Below are 15,933 nucleotides of genomic sequence, written 5' to 3'. Positions count from 1 at the left end.
GCACGACAGCCTGTCAGCCTATCAGGCACGCAGCCAGCGGCGGATCGCGAACCCGGCGCTGAGCGCGGCGAGGACCACGCCGATGCCGATGAGCACGGGCACCACGAGCAGCGCGTCGTCCAGGCCCACCCACGTGGTGATGAACCCCACCCGCTTGGTCAGGTACTCCTGCACGCCGAAATGCACGCCGAGCAGCACGGCGGCGCTGGCGAGCACGGATCCGATCACCGCTGCGAACACGCCCTCGAGCACGAACGGCGTCTGGATGAAGCGGTTCGAGGCGCCGACCAGGCGCATGATCCCGATCTCCCGCCGTCGCGCGTACGCGGAGAGCCGGATCGTGGTGCCGATCAGCAGCACTGCGGCGATGAGCATGAGCACGGCGATGCCGACCGCGATGTAGGTGGCGACGGTGAGCGCGTTGAAGAGGGGATCCAGGTATTCGAGCTGATCCTTCACCTCGTCCACGCCCTTGACGTCGTGGAAGGCCTCCGCGATGACGGCGGACTGCGTCTGATCCTTCAGGTTGACCTTGAAGACGGCGTTGACCTGGTCGGGCGTGAGCACGCCCGCGTAGTCCTTGCCGACGAGCTTCAGCGTCTCCTGGTACGCCTCGTCGGCCGTCTGGAAGGTGCTCTTGCTGATCAGCGGCTTGAGGGTGGCTCCGTCGAGCTCGGCCTGCACGGCCTTGATCTGGTCGTCCGTCGCGACGCCGCCGACGCAGCCCGGCGAGGTGGAGACCGAGGAGCACATGTAGATCGCGACCTGCGCGCGGTCCTGCCAGTAGGCGCGCATCGTGCCGATCTGCGCCTGCATGAGGATCGCTGCGCCCACGAACGTCAGCGACACGAACGTCACGAGCACGACCGAGATGACCATGGAGGCGTTGCGGCGCAGGCCCGTCAGCGCCTCGCCGAGGATGAGTCCGAACCTCATGACGTCGGCCCCACTTCCTCGTCGTCGCGTTCTGCCAGCCCCAGCCGGTCGGCCACTCCGAGCTCGGCCACATCGATCGCGGGGACCGTGATCTGATGCGTCGGCGGACGCGGGTCGTCGGCGGGCTTGACGGTCGGCGGCGCCGGGGTGCGCTGCTCCTCGACGGGAGCGGGCGCCGGGATCGGCTCCGCGATGGCGGCCTCGGTCTCGCGGTGCACCTCACGCACGGTCTGCAGTGCGGCGGTGGCGGCGGCGCCGCGGATGGCCTCGGGCTCGAGGCGCGGAACGTTCGACGTGTCGCCGTAGCCGCCGCCGACCTCGTCGCGCACCATCTCGCCGTCGCGCAACTCGATCACCCGGCGCTGCATCTGGTCGACGAACGCGGCCTCGTGGGTGGCCATGACCACGGTGGTCCCGCCGGCGTTGATGCGTGCCAGCAGCTGCATGATGTCCACCGAGGTTCCCGGGTCGAGGTTTCCGGTGGGCTCGTCGGCGAGCACGATCTGCGGGCGGTTCACGATCGCCCGAGCGATCGCCACGCGCTGCTGCTCACCGCCGGAGAGCTCGTGCGGGAGACGCTTCTCCTTGCCGCTGAGGCCGACGAGTGCCAGAGCCTCCGGCACCGCCTGCTGGATGAACCCGCGCGAGGCGCCGGTGACCTGCAGGGTGAAGGCGACGTTCTGGTAGACGGTCTTCGAGGGCAGCAGACGGAAGTCCTGGAAGACGGATCCGATGCTGCGACGGAAGTAGGGGACCTTGCGGTTCGCGATGGACTTCAGGTCACGCCCGAGCACGGCGACGCGGCCGGACGTGGGCGACTCCTCCCGGAGGATGAGCTGGAGGCAGGAGCTCTTCCCGGATCCCGACGCGCCGACGAGGAAGACGAACTCGCCTCGCTGCACCTCGAAATCGACCCCGGAGAGCGCGGGACGCTTGGTGCCGCGATAGCGCTTGGTGACGTTCTCGAATCGGATCATGGCGTGTCGAGCCTAAGCGGGCGCTGCCCGCTGCGGGCGAGCGACACCCCACCGCGGCGGGTTCCCGGCTATGAGGTCGCTGGGACGGCTCTCAGAGCCGGACGAAGATCGGCGGGCCCGAGCTCGCCCAGGGAGCGTGGTGCTCGACGTAGCGCCCCCAGTCGGGAGAGTCGATGATGCCTCCGGCGCCGTCCCAGATGCCGATGTGCCGTCCGGGCCACCACACGAGATCCCCGGCGCGAGCCTCGTCCGCCGAGATCACGGTGCCGAGCGCGGCCTGGTTGTCCGCGCCCCGGGGCAGGCTGATGCCGAAGTGGCCGAACACGTACTGGGTCAGACCGTCACAGCCGAACGAGTCACTGGGGTCGTTCCCCCAGCCGTAGGGCACCACGCCGACGAAGGTCTCCGCGAACGCGACGACGGCCTCCCCCGAGTAGGACTGCGGGCCGGCGGCCGGCACGGTGGCTGCCGCGGCGGGCGCCGGATCCGCCACCGGCGCGGGGGCCGGCGGTGTGTACACCTCGAAGGCTGCGCGAGCGGTGACGGGCTCCTGCGCGGCCGATGCGACCGTGTAGCTCTGCGGGTCCACGACGAGAGACACCGCCCGGCGGGGAGCCGCCGCGTCCACCGACGGGAAGGCGAACGCCGCCGTCGCCGCGAGCGGCACGATCAGGGCCGCGATGGCGCAGCCGGCCGCCGTCTTCCGTGTCACAGTCATCGGGAATCTCCGTGTCACAGTCATCGGGAGACCACCTTACGGGCAATCCCGCCCGAGCTCACTGGGAAGCCCCTGAGCGGCGGCGCGCCCGAGCTCACTCAGTCGTCGTCATCCTTGCGCTTGCGCCAGCGGATCCCCGCCGAGATGAAGCCGTCGAGATCGCCGTCGAAGACGGTCGACGGGTTGCCGGACTCGTAGCCGGTGCGCAGGTCCTTCACGAGCTGCTGGCCGTAGAGGAAGTAGGAGCGCATCTGGTCGCCCCAGCTCGCGGTGATGTTCCCGGCGAGCTCCTTCTTCTTGGCGGCCTCCTCCTCCTTCTGCAGCAGCAGCAGGCGGGTCTGCAGGACGCGCATGGCGGCGGCGCGGTTCTGGATCTGCGACTTCTCGTTCTGCATCGAGACGACGATGCCGGTCGGCAGGTGGGTGATGCGCACCGCGGAGTCGGTCGTGTTGACCGACTGGCCACCGGGGCCCGAGGAGCGGAAGACGTCGACGCGGATGTCGCCCTCGGGGATGTCGACCTCGGTCGCCTCCTCCATGAGCGGGATGACCTCGACCGCGGCGAAGGACGTCTGGCGCTTGTCGGCCGAGCCGAACGGGCTGATCCGGGCGAGGCGGTGGGTGCCTGCCTCGACCGAGAGCGTGCCGAAGGCGTACGGGGCGTCGACCTCGAACGTGGTGGACTTGATGCCCGCGCCCTCGGCGTAGGACGTGTCCATGACCTTGACCGGGTACTTGTGCCGCTCGGCCCAGCGCAGGTACATGCGCAGCAGCATCTCGGCGAAGTCGGTCGCGTCGTCCCCGCCCGCGCCGGAGCGGATCGTGACGATCGCGGCGCGCTCGTCGTACTCGCCGTCGAGCAGGGTCTGCACCTCGAGCTGGTTGATGGTCTCGGTGAGCGAGGCGAGCTCGGCGCGCGCCTCTGCCGCCGAATCCTCGTCCTCCATCTCGTTGGCGAGATCGACGAGCACCTCGAGATCGTCGAGACGCTGCTCCACCTCGGTGACGCGCTTGAGCTCGGCCTGGCGGTGGCTGAGCGCACTGGTCACCTTCTGCGCCTTCTCGGGGTCGTCCCAGAGGTCCGGCGCACCGGCCTCCTCGCTGAGGCGTTCGATGTCGGCACGGAGGGAGGCGACGTCGACGACCTCGCGGATGTCGCCGAAGGTCTGACGGAGGGCCGCGATTTCGGCGGAGAGATCAAGTTCGAGCATGGCGCTACCAGACTAGCGTGGAGCCGTGATGGTTCGAGCGTCGGCGGTGCTGTGGAAGTTCGGTCCGATGGTGTACCTGCCCACGCTGCTGTTCTCGCTCGGCGAGGGCGCGGTGGTGCCGCTGATCCCGGTGATCGCGGCGAACCGCGGGGCGACGCTCGCCTCGGCCGGCCTCATCGCCTCTGCGCTCGTGGTGGGGCAGCTGTGCGGCAACATCCCCGCGGGCTGGCTCGTCTCTCGGGTCGGTGAACGGCACACGATGGTGATCGCCGGCGTGCTCTCGCTGGTCGGAGTCGCGGCGGGAGCGCTCGCCCCGAGCCTCGTGGTGTTCACGATCGCCGTGTTCGTGGTCGGCATGTCGGCGGCGGCGTTCGGACTCGCCCGGCACGCGTTCATGACGACCCGTGTGCCCCTCGAGTTCCGCGCCCGTGCGCTGTCCCTCCTCGGCGGATCCTTCCGCGCGGGCATGTTCGTGGGGCCGTTCCTCGCGGCGGCGCTGCTCGGCCTGTTCCACACCGAGAACGCCGCGCTGTGGTTCTTCGCGGTGTGCCTGGTCGCGCTGGTCCTGCTCGTGCTGTTCGGCCCGGATCCGGAGGCGCAGGCCGCCGCTGCGGACCGTGAGCCCGCGGAGCCCGAGGACACCGGCGAGGCGGTGAGCGGCTCGATCCCCACGGTCGAGCGCGCGGGCGTCTTCCGCACCATGTGGCGCAACCGCGGGGTGCTCTCGCGCCTGGGGCTCGCCGCAGCAAGCCTCTCGGCCGTGCGCTCGGCGCGGCAGGTGGTGCTGCCGCTGTGGGGTGTGTCGATCGGGCTGGACGCCTCGTCGATCGCGCTCGTGGTGGGTGTGTCCGGGGCGATCGACTTCGCCCTGTTCTATGCGAGCGGCCAGGTGATGGACCGGTTCGGGCGGCTGTGGGCGGCGCTGCCCGCGATGGTGCTCATGGGCCTGGGCTTCCTCACGCTGTCACTCACGCACGACGCCGACACCAAGGTGCTGTGGTTCGGCATGATCGCCGCCGTGCTCGGCGTCGGCAACGGGCTGTCCAGCGGCATCCTGCTCACGCTCGGTGCGGACGTCGCGCCGCAGTCGGAGCCGGCGGCGTTCCTCGGGTCCTGGCGCACCCTGACCGATGCGGGCGGCGCCGTCGCTCCCCTGCTCTTCTCCGGCATCGCAGCTCTGAGCTCGCTCGCGATCGGTGCGGCCGTCATGGGAGCGATCGGGATCCTGGGCGCGATCGGGTTCCTGCGCTTCATCCCACGGTTCGTGCCGCGGCGTTAGCGGTCGTGGCTCCTCGCCGCAAGGGCGGTCTGTGCTCTGCGGCGCCTTCGCTAGCGTGAGAGGGAGGAGGTACTCGATGGCACCCAGGAGGAACCCGCGGCGGATCCGCGCCGGCGCGGCGAGCGCCCGCGAGCAGATCCACGCGCTGGACGCGGCGGTGTTCTCGGCGGTCGCGTCGACGCCGAGCCCGATTCTGGACCGGTGGATGCCGAGGCTGACCAATGCCGCGGACCACTCGGTGCTCTGGCTCGTCATCGCCGGCGGGATGTACCTCACCGGCCGCAGCCGCGCCCGCCGCGGCGCCCTGCGCGGCGTGGTCACGCTCGGCGCGACCAGCCTCATCGCGAACCAGCTCGCCAAGCGCCTGCACCACCGCCAGCGGCCGATCCGAGACCTCATCCCGCTGCTCAGACTCTCCCGCCGCGCCCCGCTGTCCTCCTCCTTCCCGAGCGGGCACTCCGCGAGTGCGGCGGCCTTCGCGGCAGCGGTCTCCGCGGAGCTGCCCGCCGCCGCGGTGCCGCTGGGCGTGCTCGCGGGGCTCGTCGGGTTCTCCCGGGTCGCGACCGGGGCGCACTATCCGTCCGACGTCGCGGCCGGCTTCGTCCTCGGCGGCACCGTGGCGGCGATCGGCCGGCGGCTCGTGCCGCCCGTCCCGCCCCCGGCCGCGCCCGCACCGCGGGAACTGGACCAGCTGTCCCCGCGTCCTCGCGGCGAGGGCGTCGTGCTCGTGGTCAACCCGGCGGCGCACAGCGGTCGGGGTGCGGCCCTCACCCGGAGCCTGCGCCGGGCCCTGCCCAGGATGAGGATCCTCGAGCTGCAGGGGTCGGACGATGTGCACGCCGTGATGCGACGCGCCGCCGCCGGGGCCGAGGTCCTCGCGGTCGCCGGCGGCGACGGCACCATCGCGGCGGCCGCCGAGGCGGCCATCGACCGCGGTATCCCGCTCGCGGTGTTCCCGGCCGGAACGTTCAACCACTTCGCCCGCGCCGTCGGCGCCGAGCGCGCGAGTCGCACCGTGCGGGCGATCCAGCGCGGCAGCGCGACGACGGTGGATGTCGCCTACCTGAACGACAGGATCTTCCTCAACACCGCGAGCGTCGGCGCTTACACCGATTTCGTGCGCATCCGGGAGCGCCTCGAGAAGCGGATCGGCAAGCCGCTCGCCGCACTCGTCGCCGGGTGGCGCACCATGCACAAGGATCGCGCGATCACGGTGACCGTCGATGGCAGGACCCGCGAGTCGAGCCTGCTCTTCATCGGGAACGGCCAGTACCAGCCGCGCGGCTTCGCGCCGAGCGTGCGCGAAGACCTTCAGGACGGGCTCCTGGACCTGAGGATCCTGGACGTGTCCACCCGGTGGTCGCGCTTCGTCGTGCTGCTGGCGACGCTCACCGGGCAGCTGGCCAGGGTGAAGCAGTACCACGAGGTCTCCGCCCCGGAGCTCGAGATCACCCTCCCCCAGGGCCCGGAGCGCGTTACGCGCGACGGCGAGGTCGGCGAGCCGAGCGATCGGCTGCGGATCCGCGCCGTCCGACGGGCGCTGACCGTCTACCGGACGCCCCACGGCGGGTGAACGCGCATCACGGACGCAGGGGCGGGCCCTGTCAGCACCGGCGTGCCGCGAGCACCGGCGCGGGCGCCGTCACTCCAGTGCGGTGCGGCTCGTGCCGGTCGACTGGATCGTCACCATCGGCGGCAGCAGCTCGCTGAGCAGCGGAGGCGTCCACGTCGTCCGCACGGTCACGCGGGCGGAGAGACCGTCGGGGCTGCCCGCGGACACCAGTTCCGTGCCGTCGGCGAGCACGCCGATCACCGCTGTCGCCTGCTCGGCGATCGCGGCGTCCTCGAGCTCCGCACGGATCGCCGCACCGTCGACCTGCAGCCGGAAGCCGTCCGCTCCGGCGAGCGCCGCCGCATCGGCCACCGAGTCGAGGCGCTTCTGGGCGATGTACAGGTCGGTGGCGCAGACGCACACGTAGATGAGGGCGATCGCGAGCACGAGGTATCCGAGGATCAGCGGCATCGTGCTCCCCCGCTCGTCGCCGAACGGGCCTCCGCCGGAGTCGGGTCGCCCGAGACAGAGCCGGGACTCCGGCCGGCGCAGGCCCGCGGCGCTCATCCGCCCGTCCACGTGCGCGAGACCTTGTACGCCGACGCCGCCTGCACGGGGACCGTCCCGATCCGGTCCAGGCCGAGCACGGGAGGGACGAGCGGCAGTGCGACCCTCGCCGTGACGGTGACGACCACCGTCGCCCCCGCGGAGGGGCACGCGACCGCGGCCGGCGCGCACCGGATGTCGACGTCGACGGCGGCCGCATCCATGCCGTATTCCTCGATCGCCGACCGCACCGCCGCATCGGCGCGGGCCATGGCCTCCGCGCCGTCCGAGGCGGCGCTCATGGTGCGAGCCGCGTGCCGAGCCGCGGACTCCGCGCCGAGCAGCTGCCCTTGGATCGCCCCGAGCGCGAGCACGAGGTACACCAGCGGGACCAGGAGGATCACCCCGAGCCCGATGAACTCCAGGGCGGCGGATCCGTCCTCGTCGGCGAGCAGGCGCGCCCGCGGCGGGCCGCTTGGCACTCCGCCCTCCGCGCCTGGCGCATCAGCCGGCTTCGGTGAACGACTCCACAGGAGCACGGCCGGTCACCTCCAGCCCCGACGGCACCCCGAGCAGGCCGATGAGCGGGAGCGTCGTGCGCACCGTCACCTCCATGGTGGGCACACCCAGCGCCGCCGTCTCGCGCACGCTGACATCGCGCGCGTACTCCGCGCCGATGGCACGACCGATGACGAGGGCGGTGCGCTGCACGCCCTCACCCGGGTCGGTATCGGCGAGCGCTGCGACGTGCGCACCTTCGACGGCGGCGTCGTGCACCACGTTGCGCACGTACACGGCGAGCGCGAACTGCAGCACGGCCAGGGTGAGCGCAGTCAGCAGCGCACCGACGAGCACGAACTCGACGGGGCTGGATCCCCGGTCGTCGCCGAGCACGTCGACACCTCGCCTTCCGACGCTCATGGTGCGGTCAGAGTCCGCTCACGCGTGCGATCGCCTGCTCGAACAGGTTCGTGAGCGCAGGACCGGCCACGGCCCAGATCAGCACGACAAGCCCTGCCGTCATCAACGTGATCAGCACCCAGCCGGGAACGTCACCCCGCTCCGGATCATCGGATGGGGCGACGGTCAGCGGATCCGGGCGAGTGAAGTGCACGGATGCGCGATCTGCAGACATGGGATTCCTTTCGTGGATGCGGTCCGGTGAGACGTCAGCCGATTCCGAGCCTCAGGATGAACACGCCGGGGAAGACGGCGAACAGAACGGACAACGGGAGGATGAGGAAGACGAGCGGGAGGAGCATCAGGATCTCCTTGCGGCCGGCCTGCTCGATCAGACTGCGCTTCGTCTCCTCACGTGCGTCCGACGCCTGCGCCTGCAGCACCGCGGCCAGCGGCGCGCCGCGCTCGAGAGCCGCGATGATCTGATCGACCGCGCGCGTCAGCGGCGGGGTCTGCAGCCGGTGGGCGCAGTCGCCGAGCGCATCCGCGAGGGAGGACCCGGTGTTCACCGCGAGCGTCACCGCGCGCAGTTCGCCGCTGAGCTCGCCGGATCCCGCGGCGCCGACCCGGCGCAGCGCGTCCGGCAGCCCCTCGCCCGCGGACAGGCACAGCGCGAGGAACTCCAGCACCGTCGGGAGCTCCTCGGTGAGCCGGCCGACGCGTGCCTTCGCGCGGGCGCTCAGCAGGGCGTCACAGGCGACGCCGGCGATGACCGCCGTCAGCACGGGCAGCAGCACGGCGGGCGCGGAGAGGCGGCCCGCGAGGACGAGCGCGACCGTCGTGGCGGCCCCTGCTCCGAGCCCGACCAGCACCCACACGAGCTGGCGGCTGCGGAACGCGCCCGGACCGCCGGGCAGTCCCGCCTGGGTCAGCCGCAGCGCGACGCCGGCGTCGCCTCCGCCGAAGAGACCGAGGGCGCCCTTGATCCGCGCGGCCCAGGAGCCCCCGGCGGGCATCCGCCACGGCAGCCGCGCCGTCGGATCGGCGAGGTCGGCGACGTCGCGCAGGTGCGGCGCGATCCGGGAGCTGAGGTCGGCCCAGCGCCACCGCGGGAAGGCGGCCAGCACGAGGAGGACCCCCGCGGCGAGCGCCCCGCCGAGCAGCACGGCGATCGCGAGATCGGACAGCGCGTTCACTGGAACCACCTCCGCGGCTCGGGCAGCCGGCCGATGCGCAGCATGATTCGGAACGCGACGAACGACACGGCAGCTCCGCCGAAGATCAGGGCGACGCCCTCGGGACTGGTGTAGGCCTCCGCTCCCTCCGGCCGCAGCAGGAGCAGCGCCAGGATCACCCACGGCGCGATCGCTCCCAGCACCGCGGCGCCACGGATCCACGATTGCCGCGCCTCGACTTCCGACCGCAGCGCCGCCTCCGCCCGCACCGAGCTCGACAGCGCCCGCAGCACCGTGCTCAGCTCCGTGCCGCCGACCTCGCGTGCCATGCGCAGTGTCTCGAGGATGCGGTCGCCGACAGGATCCGCGAGCGCCTCTTTGAGCTTCACGGCCGCGGCGTCGAACAGTCCCGTTGCGTGCAGGTCGCGGGCGAACGCCGCGAAGGCCGGCCGCAGCGGTGCCGGGGCGGCCTCCTCCAGCGCCGCGACGGCGTCCGGCAGCGGCATGCCCACCCGGATCGACGCGATGAGCAGGTCGCACACGTCGGGCCACAGCCCGCGCCGCAGCCGGAGCAGGCGCTGCCGCCGAGAGCGCAGGAACACCACGGGCGCGGCGGCTCCCGCCACGGCCAGCACGAGCGCGAACGCCGCCGTCCCGGTGAGGAGCCACGCCACCGCCGCGGTGACGAGGCCGCCGGCGACGACCGCGACGACGAGCACGCGCGCATCGGCGCGGAACCCCGCCTCGCGCAGCAGCCGGGTCGCCGCACCGGTCCGCGGCGCACGGGTCCGGCGCGCGCCGGCCGGCCACAGCCACGGCGACACCGCAAGCACGACGCCCGCCGCGAGCAGCGCGCCCAGCAGCAGCGTCATGCGATGCCCTCCCCCGGACGAGCGTCGGCGAACAGCACGCCGTGACGGATCCGCCCGTCGGCGTCGGCCGTCGTGGGCGCGATCACCTCGGCGACCCGCCGGGTGCCGTCGGCATCCCGCCGGCAGTGCACGACGAGGTCCACCGACACGGCGAGAGCGGGCGCGATGAACGCGCGGTCGATGTTGCGGCCGGCGAGCAGCGGCAGCATGCTGAGCTTCTCCAGCGCCTCCGCCGCCGAGTTCGCGTGCACCGTCGCCGCTCCAGGAACGCCGGTGTTCAGGGCGAGCACGAGGTCGAGCGCTTCGGCATCGCGCACCTCGCCGACGACGAGCCGGTCGGGCCGCATCCGCAGCGCCTCCTTCACGAGCCGTCGCAGCGTGATCTCGCCCGTGCCCTCCAGACTGGCCTGGCGCCCCTGCAGGGCGACGAGGTCGGGGGCCTGCACGCCGAGCTCGAACGTCTCCTCCACCGTGATCACGCGCTGATCCACGCACTCGGCGACGAGCGCCGCCAGCAGCGTGGTCTTGCCCGCGTGCGTAGGGCCGGACACGATCACGCTGCGCCCCGCGCGCATCGCGTCGGCCAGCGTCGCCGCGACGTGCGGCGGTACCATGCCCTGCGCCACGAGCGACTCCAGGCTCCGGTACCGCGGCAGGAACTTCCGGATGTTCACCGCCCATGATCCCCGCACCACATCGGCGATCGCGACGTGCAGGCGGGAGCCGTCGGGCAGGGATGCGTCGACGAAAGGCTGGCCGAGATCGACGCGGCGCCCGGTGGCGTGCAGCATGCGCTCGACGACATCGCGCAGCTGCGCCTCGGTCAGCGCGATCGGCGCGCGCTCACTGCGCCCCTCGCGCGCGATGAACACGTGCGAGGGTCCGTTCAGCCAGATCTCCTCGATCGTGTCGTCGTCGAGCAGCGGCTGCAGCGGGCCGTACCCCGCGACCCCGGCGAGGATGTCGCGCACGCAGGCCGCCTCGTCGTCTATCGTCGCCGTGCCTCGGGCAAGGGCCTGATCGTTGTGCCGGCGCACCTCGAACTGGGCGATCCGGCGCGCCTCATCGGGGTGGACGGACGGGTCGGTCCGCTCGGCGCGCAGTCGTGCGCGCACCCTCTCGGTGACGGCGGCGGTGCTGAGGCTCACCCCCGCATCGTCGCAGGATCCGCGCTTCGACCCCGGAAGTTATCCACAGCCCACGCCGCAGGGCTGGGCCCACCCGACCGCGACCGCCAACCGCTGTCAGCCGACGCGCGCCACGTCGTGCAGTGCGTCGACCATCGGCAGCAGCTCGGGCTGCTCGGCGGCGTCAGCGAGCACGCGCTCCAGGGTCTCGTCGTGCACCGGACGGGCGCGCTCGTACAGCTCCTGCCCGCTCGGGGTGAGCTCGGTGTAGATCCCGCGCCGGTCGTCGACGCACAGGATCCGGGTCAGCAGCCCGCGATCCTCGAGCCTGTTCACCAGCCGCGTGGTCGCGCTCGGGCTGAGGGCGGCGGCACGGGCGAGCTGCTGCATGCGCATGTGCCAGCCGTCCTGCCGGCTCAGCGCCTCCAGCACGGTGTACTCGACGACCGAGAGCCCCGCCTCCGCGGACAGGGCCCGCTCCAGCTCCGCCTCGATCATGGCGTGCAGCGCGGCCATCGTGCGCCATCCGCGTGCGCGGATCTCGACGGCGTCATCGGCGATGCCCATGGATCCTCCAAAGTAGTTGCTTGCGCTATCTATTTGCGTGTGCAAGTATTGTGATCACCGACGCAAAATCCCGCGTCTGCAACTATCCCACTGTACCAGGAGTTTCCCCATGCCTCTCGGCCTGATCGCCCTCGCCCTCGGCGCCTTCGGAATCGGCCTCACCGAGTTCGTCATCATGGGCCTGCTGCCCGAGGTGGCCGCCGACTTCGGTGTCACCGAGGCCGCCGCCGGCTGGCTCATCTCCGGCTATGCGCTGAGCGTCGTCGTCGGCGCGCTTTTCCTCACCGCCGCCACGACGCGCCTGCCCCGCAAGCCCGTCCTGCTCGGCCTCATCGTCCTCTTCATCATCGGCAACGCGCTCACCGCACTCGCTCCCGGCTACGGCCTCGCGATGGTGGGGCGGATCATCGCCGCCCTCACGCACGGGGCGTTCTTCGGGATCGGATCCGTCCTCGCCGCCTCGCTCGTGCCCGCCGCCAAGAAGGCCGGCGCGATCGCGATCATGTTCACCGGCCTCACGGCGGCGAACGTTCTCGGCGTGCCGTTCGGCACCTTCCTCGGCCAGCAGCTCGGCTGGCGCGCCACGTTCTGGGCCATCGCGATCATCGGCGTGCTGGCGTTCGTCGGGATCGCCCTGCTCGTGCCGGCGACGCACGACATCACGCCGACCCGCCTGCGCGACGAGCTCGGCGCGTTCCGCTCCGGTCAGGTGTGGCTGTCGCTCATCGTGACCGTGCTCGCCTACGGCGGCATGTTCGGCGCCTTCACCTACATCGCGTACACGCTCACCGAGATCAGCGGCTTCGCATCGGGCATGGTGCCGTGGCTGCTCGTGCTGTTCGGCGTCGGCCTGTTCCTCGGGAACTGGGCCGGCGGCAAGGCCGCCGACCGCTCGATCGATGCGACCTTGATCGTCTTCATCGCCGCGCTCGTCGTCGTGCTCGCGGGCTTCGCCCTCGTCGCATCCAGCGGGCCGGCGACCGTCGTCGCGCTCTTCCTCATGGGCGGTTTCGGATTCGGCACGGTGCCCGGCCTGCAGTCGCGGATCATGGGATACGCGTCGTCCGCCCCGACGCTGGCCTCGGGCGCGAACATCGGCGCCTTCAACGTCGGCAACGCCCTCGGAGCCTGGGCCGGAGGCGTCGGCATCGCCGCGGGCCTCGGCTACACCTCCCCCATCTGGATCGGCGCCGGCATCACGGCGCTGGCGCTGGTCGTGATGATCGCCGCCGCAGCCGCGGCGCGCGGAGCGAACGCTCGCCGCGGCACCGCCACGGTGCGCACGATCACCGCGACCACGCCCGTCATCGCGGACTGAACCACGACCCCTCCTCCACACCCCACAGAAGGACGAACGACATGACCGTTCCCACCATCACGCTGAACAACGGCGTGACCATGCCCCAGCTCGGCTTCGGCGTCTTCCAGGTCCCTGATGACGAGACCACCGCCGCCGTCACCGCCGCACTGCAGGCGGGCTACCGCAGCATCGACACCGCCGCGATCTACGGCAACGAGCGCGGCGTCGGCCGCGCGATCGCCGAGTCCGGCATCGCCCGGGACGAGCTCTTCGTGACCTCGAAGGCGTGGAACACCGACCAGGGCTACGACGCCACCCTGCGCGCCTACGACGCGAGCCTCGAGAAGCTGGGACTGGACGCCCTCGACCTCTACCTCATCCATTGGCCCGAGCTCGGCGACGGCGATTACGCCGGCACCTGGCGGGGCCTCGAAGCCCTCTACGAGCAGGGCCGCGTCCGCGCGATCGGCGTCTCGAACTTCGAGCCCGTGCATCTCACGCGGATCCTCGAGACCGGATCCGTCGTTCCCGCGATCAACCAGGTCGAGTTGCACCCCGCCTTCCAGAACCGCGCGGTCGTCGCGGCGGACGCCGCGGCGGGCGTGGTGACGGAGGCATGGAGCCCGCTCGCGCAGGGCGCGGTGCTGCAGGATCCGGCGATCACGTCGATCGCCACCCGACACGGCCGCACCCCGGCCCAGGTGGTGCTGCGCTGGCACCTGCAGCAGGGACGCGTCGTGATCCCCAAGTCCGTCACGCCGAGCCGCATCGCAGAGAACTTCGACGTGTTCGGCTTCGACCTCGACGCCGCCGAGCTCGCCGCGATCGACGCGCTCGACCGCGACGGCCGCACCGGCCCGCACCCGCACGAGTTCCACGGCTGAGCATGGAGGGGCAGGGGCGGATCCGGCCTCACTAGACTGGATCCGCCCGCGGGAGTGGTGAAATTGGCAGACACGCAGGATTTAGGTTCCTGTGCCTCCGGGCGTGTGGGTTCAAGTCCCACCTTCCGCACGTGAGCGTTCTGGGGCGGCCGCAGGGCCGCCCCAGAACGCTTCTTCGTTCGAAGAGGGGCCTCCTTTTGAACCCCAGGGGCCTCGGCCAGAGGCTCCGCGCGTCGCTTCTCCCAGCCGCGCGTGACCGGCCCGCTCTAGACTTCAGGGAAGCCGGCATCTCGGCCCGCTTCCCGCGACGACCCACGGACGGACCCACCTGTGCACCACGCCGCCCTCATCCCCTGGCTCGACCCCAACGTCATCATCAACGGCGCCGGCCCCTGGGCGCTCGCCGTGGTGCTGTTCATCATCTTCGCCGAGACGGGGCTGCTCGTCGGCTTCCTCCTCCCCGGCGACACGCTCCTGATCATCTCCGGCCTCCTCACTCACACGAACCGGGTCTTCGGTGTCGACATCTGGATCGTGGGCCTGCTGATCGCCCTGGCCGCCTTCCTCGGCGGCGAGGTCGGCTACCTCATCGGCCACAAGGGCGGCCCCGCGGTGTTCGAGCGCAAGGAATCCGGCCTGTTCAGCCGCAAGAACGTCGAGCGGACCAATCAGTTCTTCGAGCGCTTCGGCGGTCTCACCGTGATCCTCGCGCGCTTCGTGCCGATCGTGCGCACCTTCGCGCCGGTCGCCGCAGGCGTCGGTCACATGCCGTGGCGGCGCTACAGCCTGTACAACCTCATCGGCGCGCTGATCTGGGGCTTCGGGCTCACCATGGTCGGCTACCTCATCGCGTTCATCCCGTGGGTCGCCGACCTCGTCACGAAGTACATCGACGTGATTCTGCTGGGCGTCGTGGCGCTGACCCTCGCGGTGACCGCCTGGCACTACTTCAACGAGCGCCGCAAGGCGAAGAAGGAGACCGCAGCCGGGATCCCGGCCGTCGACCCCGAGGTCTGAGCCGGTCTCGGACCGCCCGGTCTCAGCCTGCGTCGCGCTTGGCGTCGCCGCTCTCGTCGCCCGCCGCGGCGCGGGCAGCGCGCGACTTCTCGACGCTGGCCCGCAACGCCTCCATGAGGTCGATGACCTCGCCGCCCTTCTCGGCGGGCGCGAACGTCTCCTCGGTCTCGAAGGCCTCGCCCTTCTCGATCTTGGCGTCGATGAGAGTGCGCAGCTCCGCCTGGTACTCGTCCACGAACGCGTTCGGGTCGAAGTCGGCCGAGAACCCTTCGACCAGGGACGCCGAGAGCTCGAGCTCCTTGTCCGACACCGTGACGTCCTCATGCAGCGAGGGGAAGTCGGCCTCGCGCACCTCATCCGCCCACAGCAGGGTCTGCAGCACGAGCACGTCGCCGCGCACCCGCAGCGCGGCGAGCCGGGTCTTCTGGCGCAGGGTGAACCGCACGATCGCCGTGCGATCGGTGGCCTCGAGGGTCTTGCGCAGCAGCACGTAAGCCTTGGGCGACTTCGAGTCCGGCTCCAGGTAGTACGCCTTGTCGAGCGTGAGCAGGTCGACCTGGTCCGAGGGCACGAACTCCACCACATCGATCTCACGGCTGCGTTCGGCCGGGAGCGACTCCAGGTCCTCCTTCGTCAGCACGACGGTCTGCGACTCGTCCTGATAGGCGCGATCGATCTCGGAGTAGGCCACGGTCTGCCCGCACACTTCGCACACGCGCTTGTACCGGATGCGTCCGCCGTCGGCGTCGTGCACCTGGTGCAGCGGCACGTCGTGGTCCTCCGTCGCGGAGTACACCTTCACCGGCACGTTGACCAGCCCGAAGGTGAGCGAGCCCTTCCAGATCGACCTCATGGCACCAGTACACACCACA

General features: G+C 71.4%; 18 protein-coding genes and 1 tRNA gene. 6 read left to right on the top strand and 13 right to left on the bottom strand.

The features are described 5' to 3' along the window. Positions 1-21: 21 nt before the first annotated feature. The 4 genes from ftsX to prfB all read right to left on the bottom strand — a co-directional run bounded on the left by ftsX (position 22) and on the right by prfB (position 3,842). Positions 22-936, bottom strand: a complete 915-nt coding sequence (ftsX, locus tag AERO9AM_RS07365; RefSeq protein WP_159575554.1) for a permease-like cell division protein FtsX — start codon at positions 934-936, stop codon at positions 22-24. Continuing rightward, positions 933-1,913 carry a cell division ATP-binding protein FtsE gene (gene ftsE, locus AERO9AM_RS07360; protein WP_159575553.1) on the bottom strand — a complete coding sequence of 327 codons (981 nt, stop codon included), beginning with the start codon at positions 1,911-1,913 and terminating at the stop codon, positions 933-935. Before ftsE ends, ftsX begins: the two co-directional genes overlap by 4 nt. 91 nt (positions 1,914-2,004) lie before the next feature. Continuing rightward, a complete protein-coding gene (locus tag AERO9AM_RS07355; protein WP_159575552.1) occupies positions 2,005-2,631 on the bottom strand; it encodes a C40 family peptidase in 627 nt (208 codons plus the stop codon). A gap of 98 nt (positions 2,632-2,729) precedes the next feature. Continuing rightward, a complete protein-coding gene (prfB, locus tag AERO9AM_RS07350; protein WP_159575551.1) occupies positions 2,730-3,842 on the bottom strand; it encodes a peptide chain release factor 2 in 1,113 nt (370 codons plus the stop codon). A 28-nt stretch (positions 3,843-3,870) separates the two neighbouring features. On the opposite strand from prfB, the gene AERO9AM_RS07345 reads away from it, so the two are divergent. Further along, on the top strand, positions 3,871-5,121 hold the full coding sequence (locus AERO9AM_RS07345) for an MFS transporter (protein ID WP_159577427.1): 1,251 nt from the start codon (positions 3,871-3,873) through the stop codon (positions 5,119-5,121). A gap of 76 nt (positions 5,122-5,197) precedes the next feature. Next, positions 5,198-6,694 carry a diacylglycerol kinase family protein gene (locus AERO9AM_RS07340; RefSeq protein ID WP_159575550.1) on the top strand — a complete coding sequence of 499 codons (1,497 nt, stop codon included), beginning with the start codon at positions 5,198-5,200 and terminating at the stop codon, positions 6,692-6,694. 69 nt (positions 6,695-6,763) lie between these two features. Here AERO9AM_RS07340 and AERO9AM_RS07335 read toward each other — a convergent pair whose 3' ends face one another. The 8 genes from AERO9AM_RS07335 to AERO9AM_RS07300 form a co-directional block, all read right to left on the bottom strand. Beyond that, positions 6,764-7,240 (bottom strand): pilus assembly protein TadG-related protein, encoded by a 477-nt coding sequence (locus AERO9AM_RS07335; RefSeq protein WP_236602525.1) that lies wholly within the window; start codon positions 7,238-7,240, stop codon positions 6,764-6,766. Continuing rightward, positions 7,237-7,701, bottom strand: a complete 465-nt coding sequence (locus AERO9AM_RS07330; protein WP_159575549.1) for a TadE family protein — start codon at positions 7,699-7,701, stop codon at positions 7,237-7,239. The genes AERO9AM_RS07335 and AERO9AM_RS07330 overlap by 4 nt, the downstream gene beginning before the upstream one ends. Positions 7,702-7,723: 22 nt before the next feature. After that, positions 7,724-8,140 carry a TadE/TadG family type IV pilus assembly protein gene (locus tag AERO9AM_RS07325; protein WP_159575548.1) on the bottom strand — a complete coding sequence of 139 codons (417 nt, stop codon included), beginning with the start codon at positions 8,138-8,140 and terminating at the stop codon, positions 7,724-7,726. Positions 8,141-8,147: 7 nt separating this feature from the next. Then, on the bottom strand, positions 8,148-8,354 hold the full coding sequence (locus AERO9AM_RS07320) for a hypothetical protein (RefSeq protein ID WP_159575547.1): 207 nt from the start codon (positions 8,352-8,354) through the stop codon (positions 8,148-8,150). 34 nt (positions 8,355-8,388) lie between these two features. Then, positions 8,389-9,315 (bottom strand): type II secretion system F family protein, encoded by a 927-nt coding sequence (locus tag AERO9AM_RS07315; protein ID WP_159575546.1) that lies wholly within the window; start codon positions 9,313-9,315, stop codon positions 8,389-8,391. Then, positions 9,312-10,166: a type II secretion system F family protein gene (locus tag AERO9AM_RS07310; protein WP_159575545.1), complete on the bottom strand. Its 855-nt coding sequence runs from the start codon at positions 10,164-10,166 to the stop codon at positions 9,312-9,314. The genes AERO9AM_RS07315 and AERO9AM_RS07310 overlap by 4 nt, the downstream gene beginning before the upstream one ends. Further along, the gene (locus AERO9AM_RS07305; protein ID WP_159575544.1) at positions 10,163-11,314 is read right to left on the bottom strand and encodes a CpaF family protein; all 1,152 of its coding nucleotides are present in this window, start codon (positions 11,312-11,314) and stop codon (positions 10,163-10,165) included. Before AERO9AM_RS07305 ends, AERO9AM_RS07310 begins: the two co-directional genes overlap by 4 nt. Positions 11,315-11,410: 96 nt before the next feature. Then, the gene (locus AERO9AM_RS07300; RefSeq protein WP_159575543.1) at positions 11,411-11,860 is read right to left on the bottom strand and encodes a MarR family winged helix-turn-helix transcriptional regulator; all 450 of its coding nucleotides are present in this window, start codon (positions 11,858-11,860) and stop codon (positions 11,411-11,413) included. A gap of 109 nt (positions 11,861-11,969) precedes the next feature. On the opposite strand from AERO9AM_RS07300, the gene AERO9AM_RS07295 reads away from it, so the two are divergent. From AERO9AM_RS07295 to AERO9AM_RS07280, 4 genes are all read left to right on the top strand, one after another. Continuing rightward, entirely contained in the window at positions 11,970-13,178 is a 1,209-nt protein-coding gene (locus AERO9AM_RS07295) for an MFS transporter (protein ID WP_159575542.1), read from the top strand. 41 nt (positions 13,179-13,219) lie between these two features. Further along, positions 13,220-14,044: an aldo/keto reductase gene (locus AERO9AM_RS07290; RefSeq protein ID WP_159575541.1), complete on the top strand. Its 825-nt coding sequence runs from the start codon at positions 13,220-13,222 to the stop codon at positions 14,042-14,044. Positions 14,045-14,092: 48 nt separating this feature from the next. Then, a tRNA-Leu gene (locus AERO9AM_RS07285) sits at positions 14,093-14,174 on the top strand. A gap of 200 nt (positions 14,175-14,374) precedes the next feature. Beyond that, the gene (locus tag AERO9AM_RS07280; RefSeq protein WP_159575540.1) at positions 14,375-15,061 is read left to right on the top strand and encodes a DedA family protein; all 687 of its coding nucleotides are present in this window, start codon (positions 14,375-14,377) and stop codon (positions 15,059-15,061) included. A 22-nt stretch (positions 15,062-15,083) separates the two neighbouring features. Here AERO9AM_RS07280 and ku read toward each other — a convergent pair whose 3' ends face one another. Then, positions 15,084-15,914: a non-homologous end joining protein Ku gene (gene ku, locus AERO9AM_RS07275; protein ID WP_159575539.1), complete on the bottom strand. Its 831-nt coding sequence runs from the start codon at positions 15,912-15,914 to the stop codon at positions 15,084-15,086. Between the last annotated feature and the right edge of the window lie 19 nt (positions 15,915-15,933).

The organism is Microbacterium sp. 8M, assembly GCF_902506375.1.
GTDB lineage: Bacteria > Actinomycetota > Actinomycetes > Actinomycetales > Microbacteriaceae > Microbacterium.
Note: the sequence above shows the minus strand (reverse complement) of the source record. Positions and strands in the feature narration are given on the sequence as shown.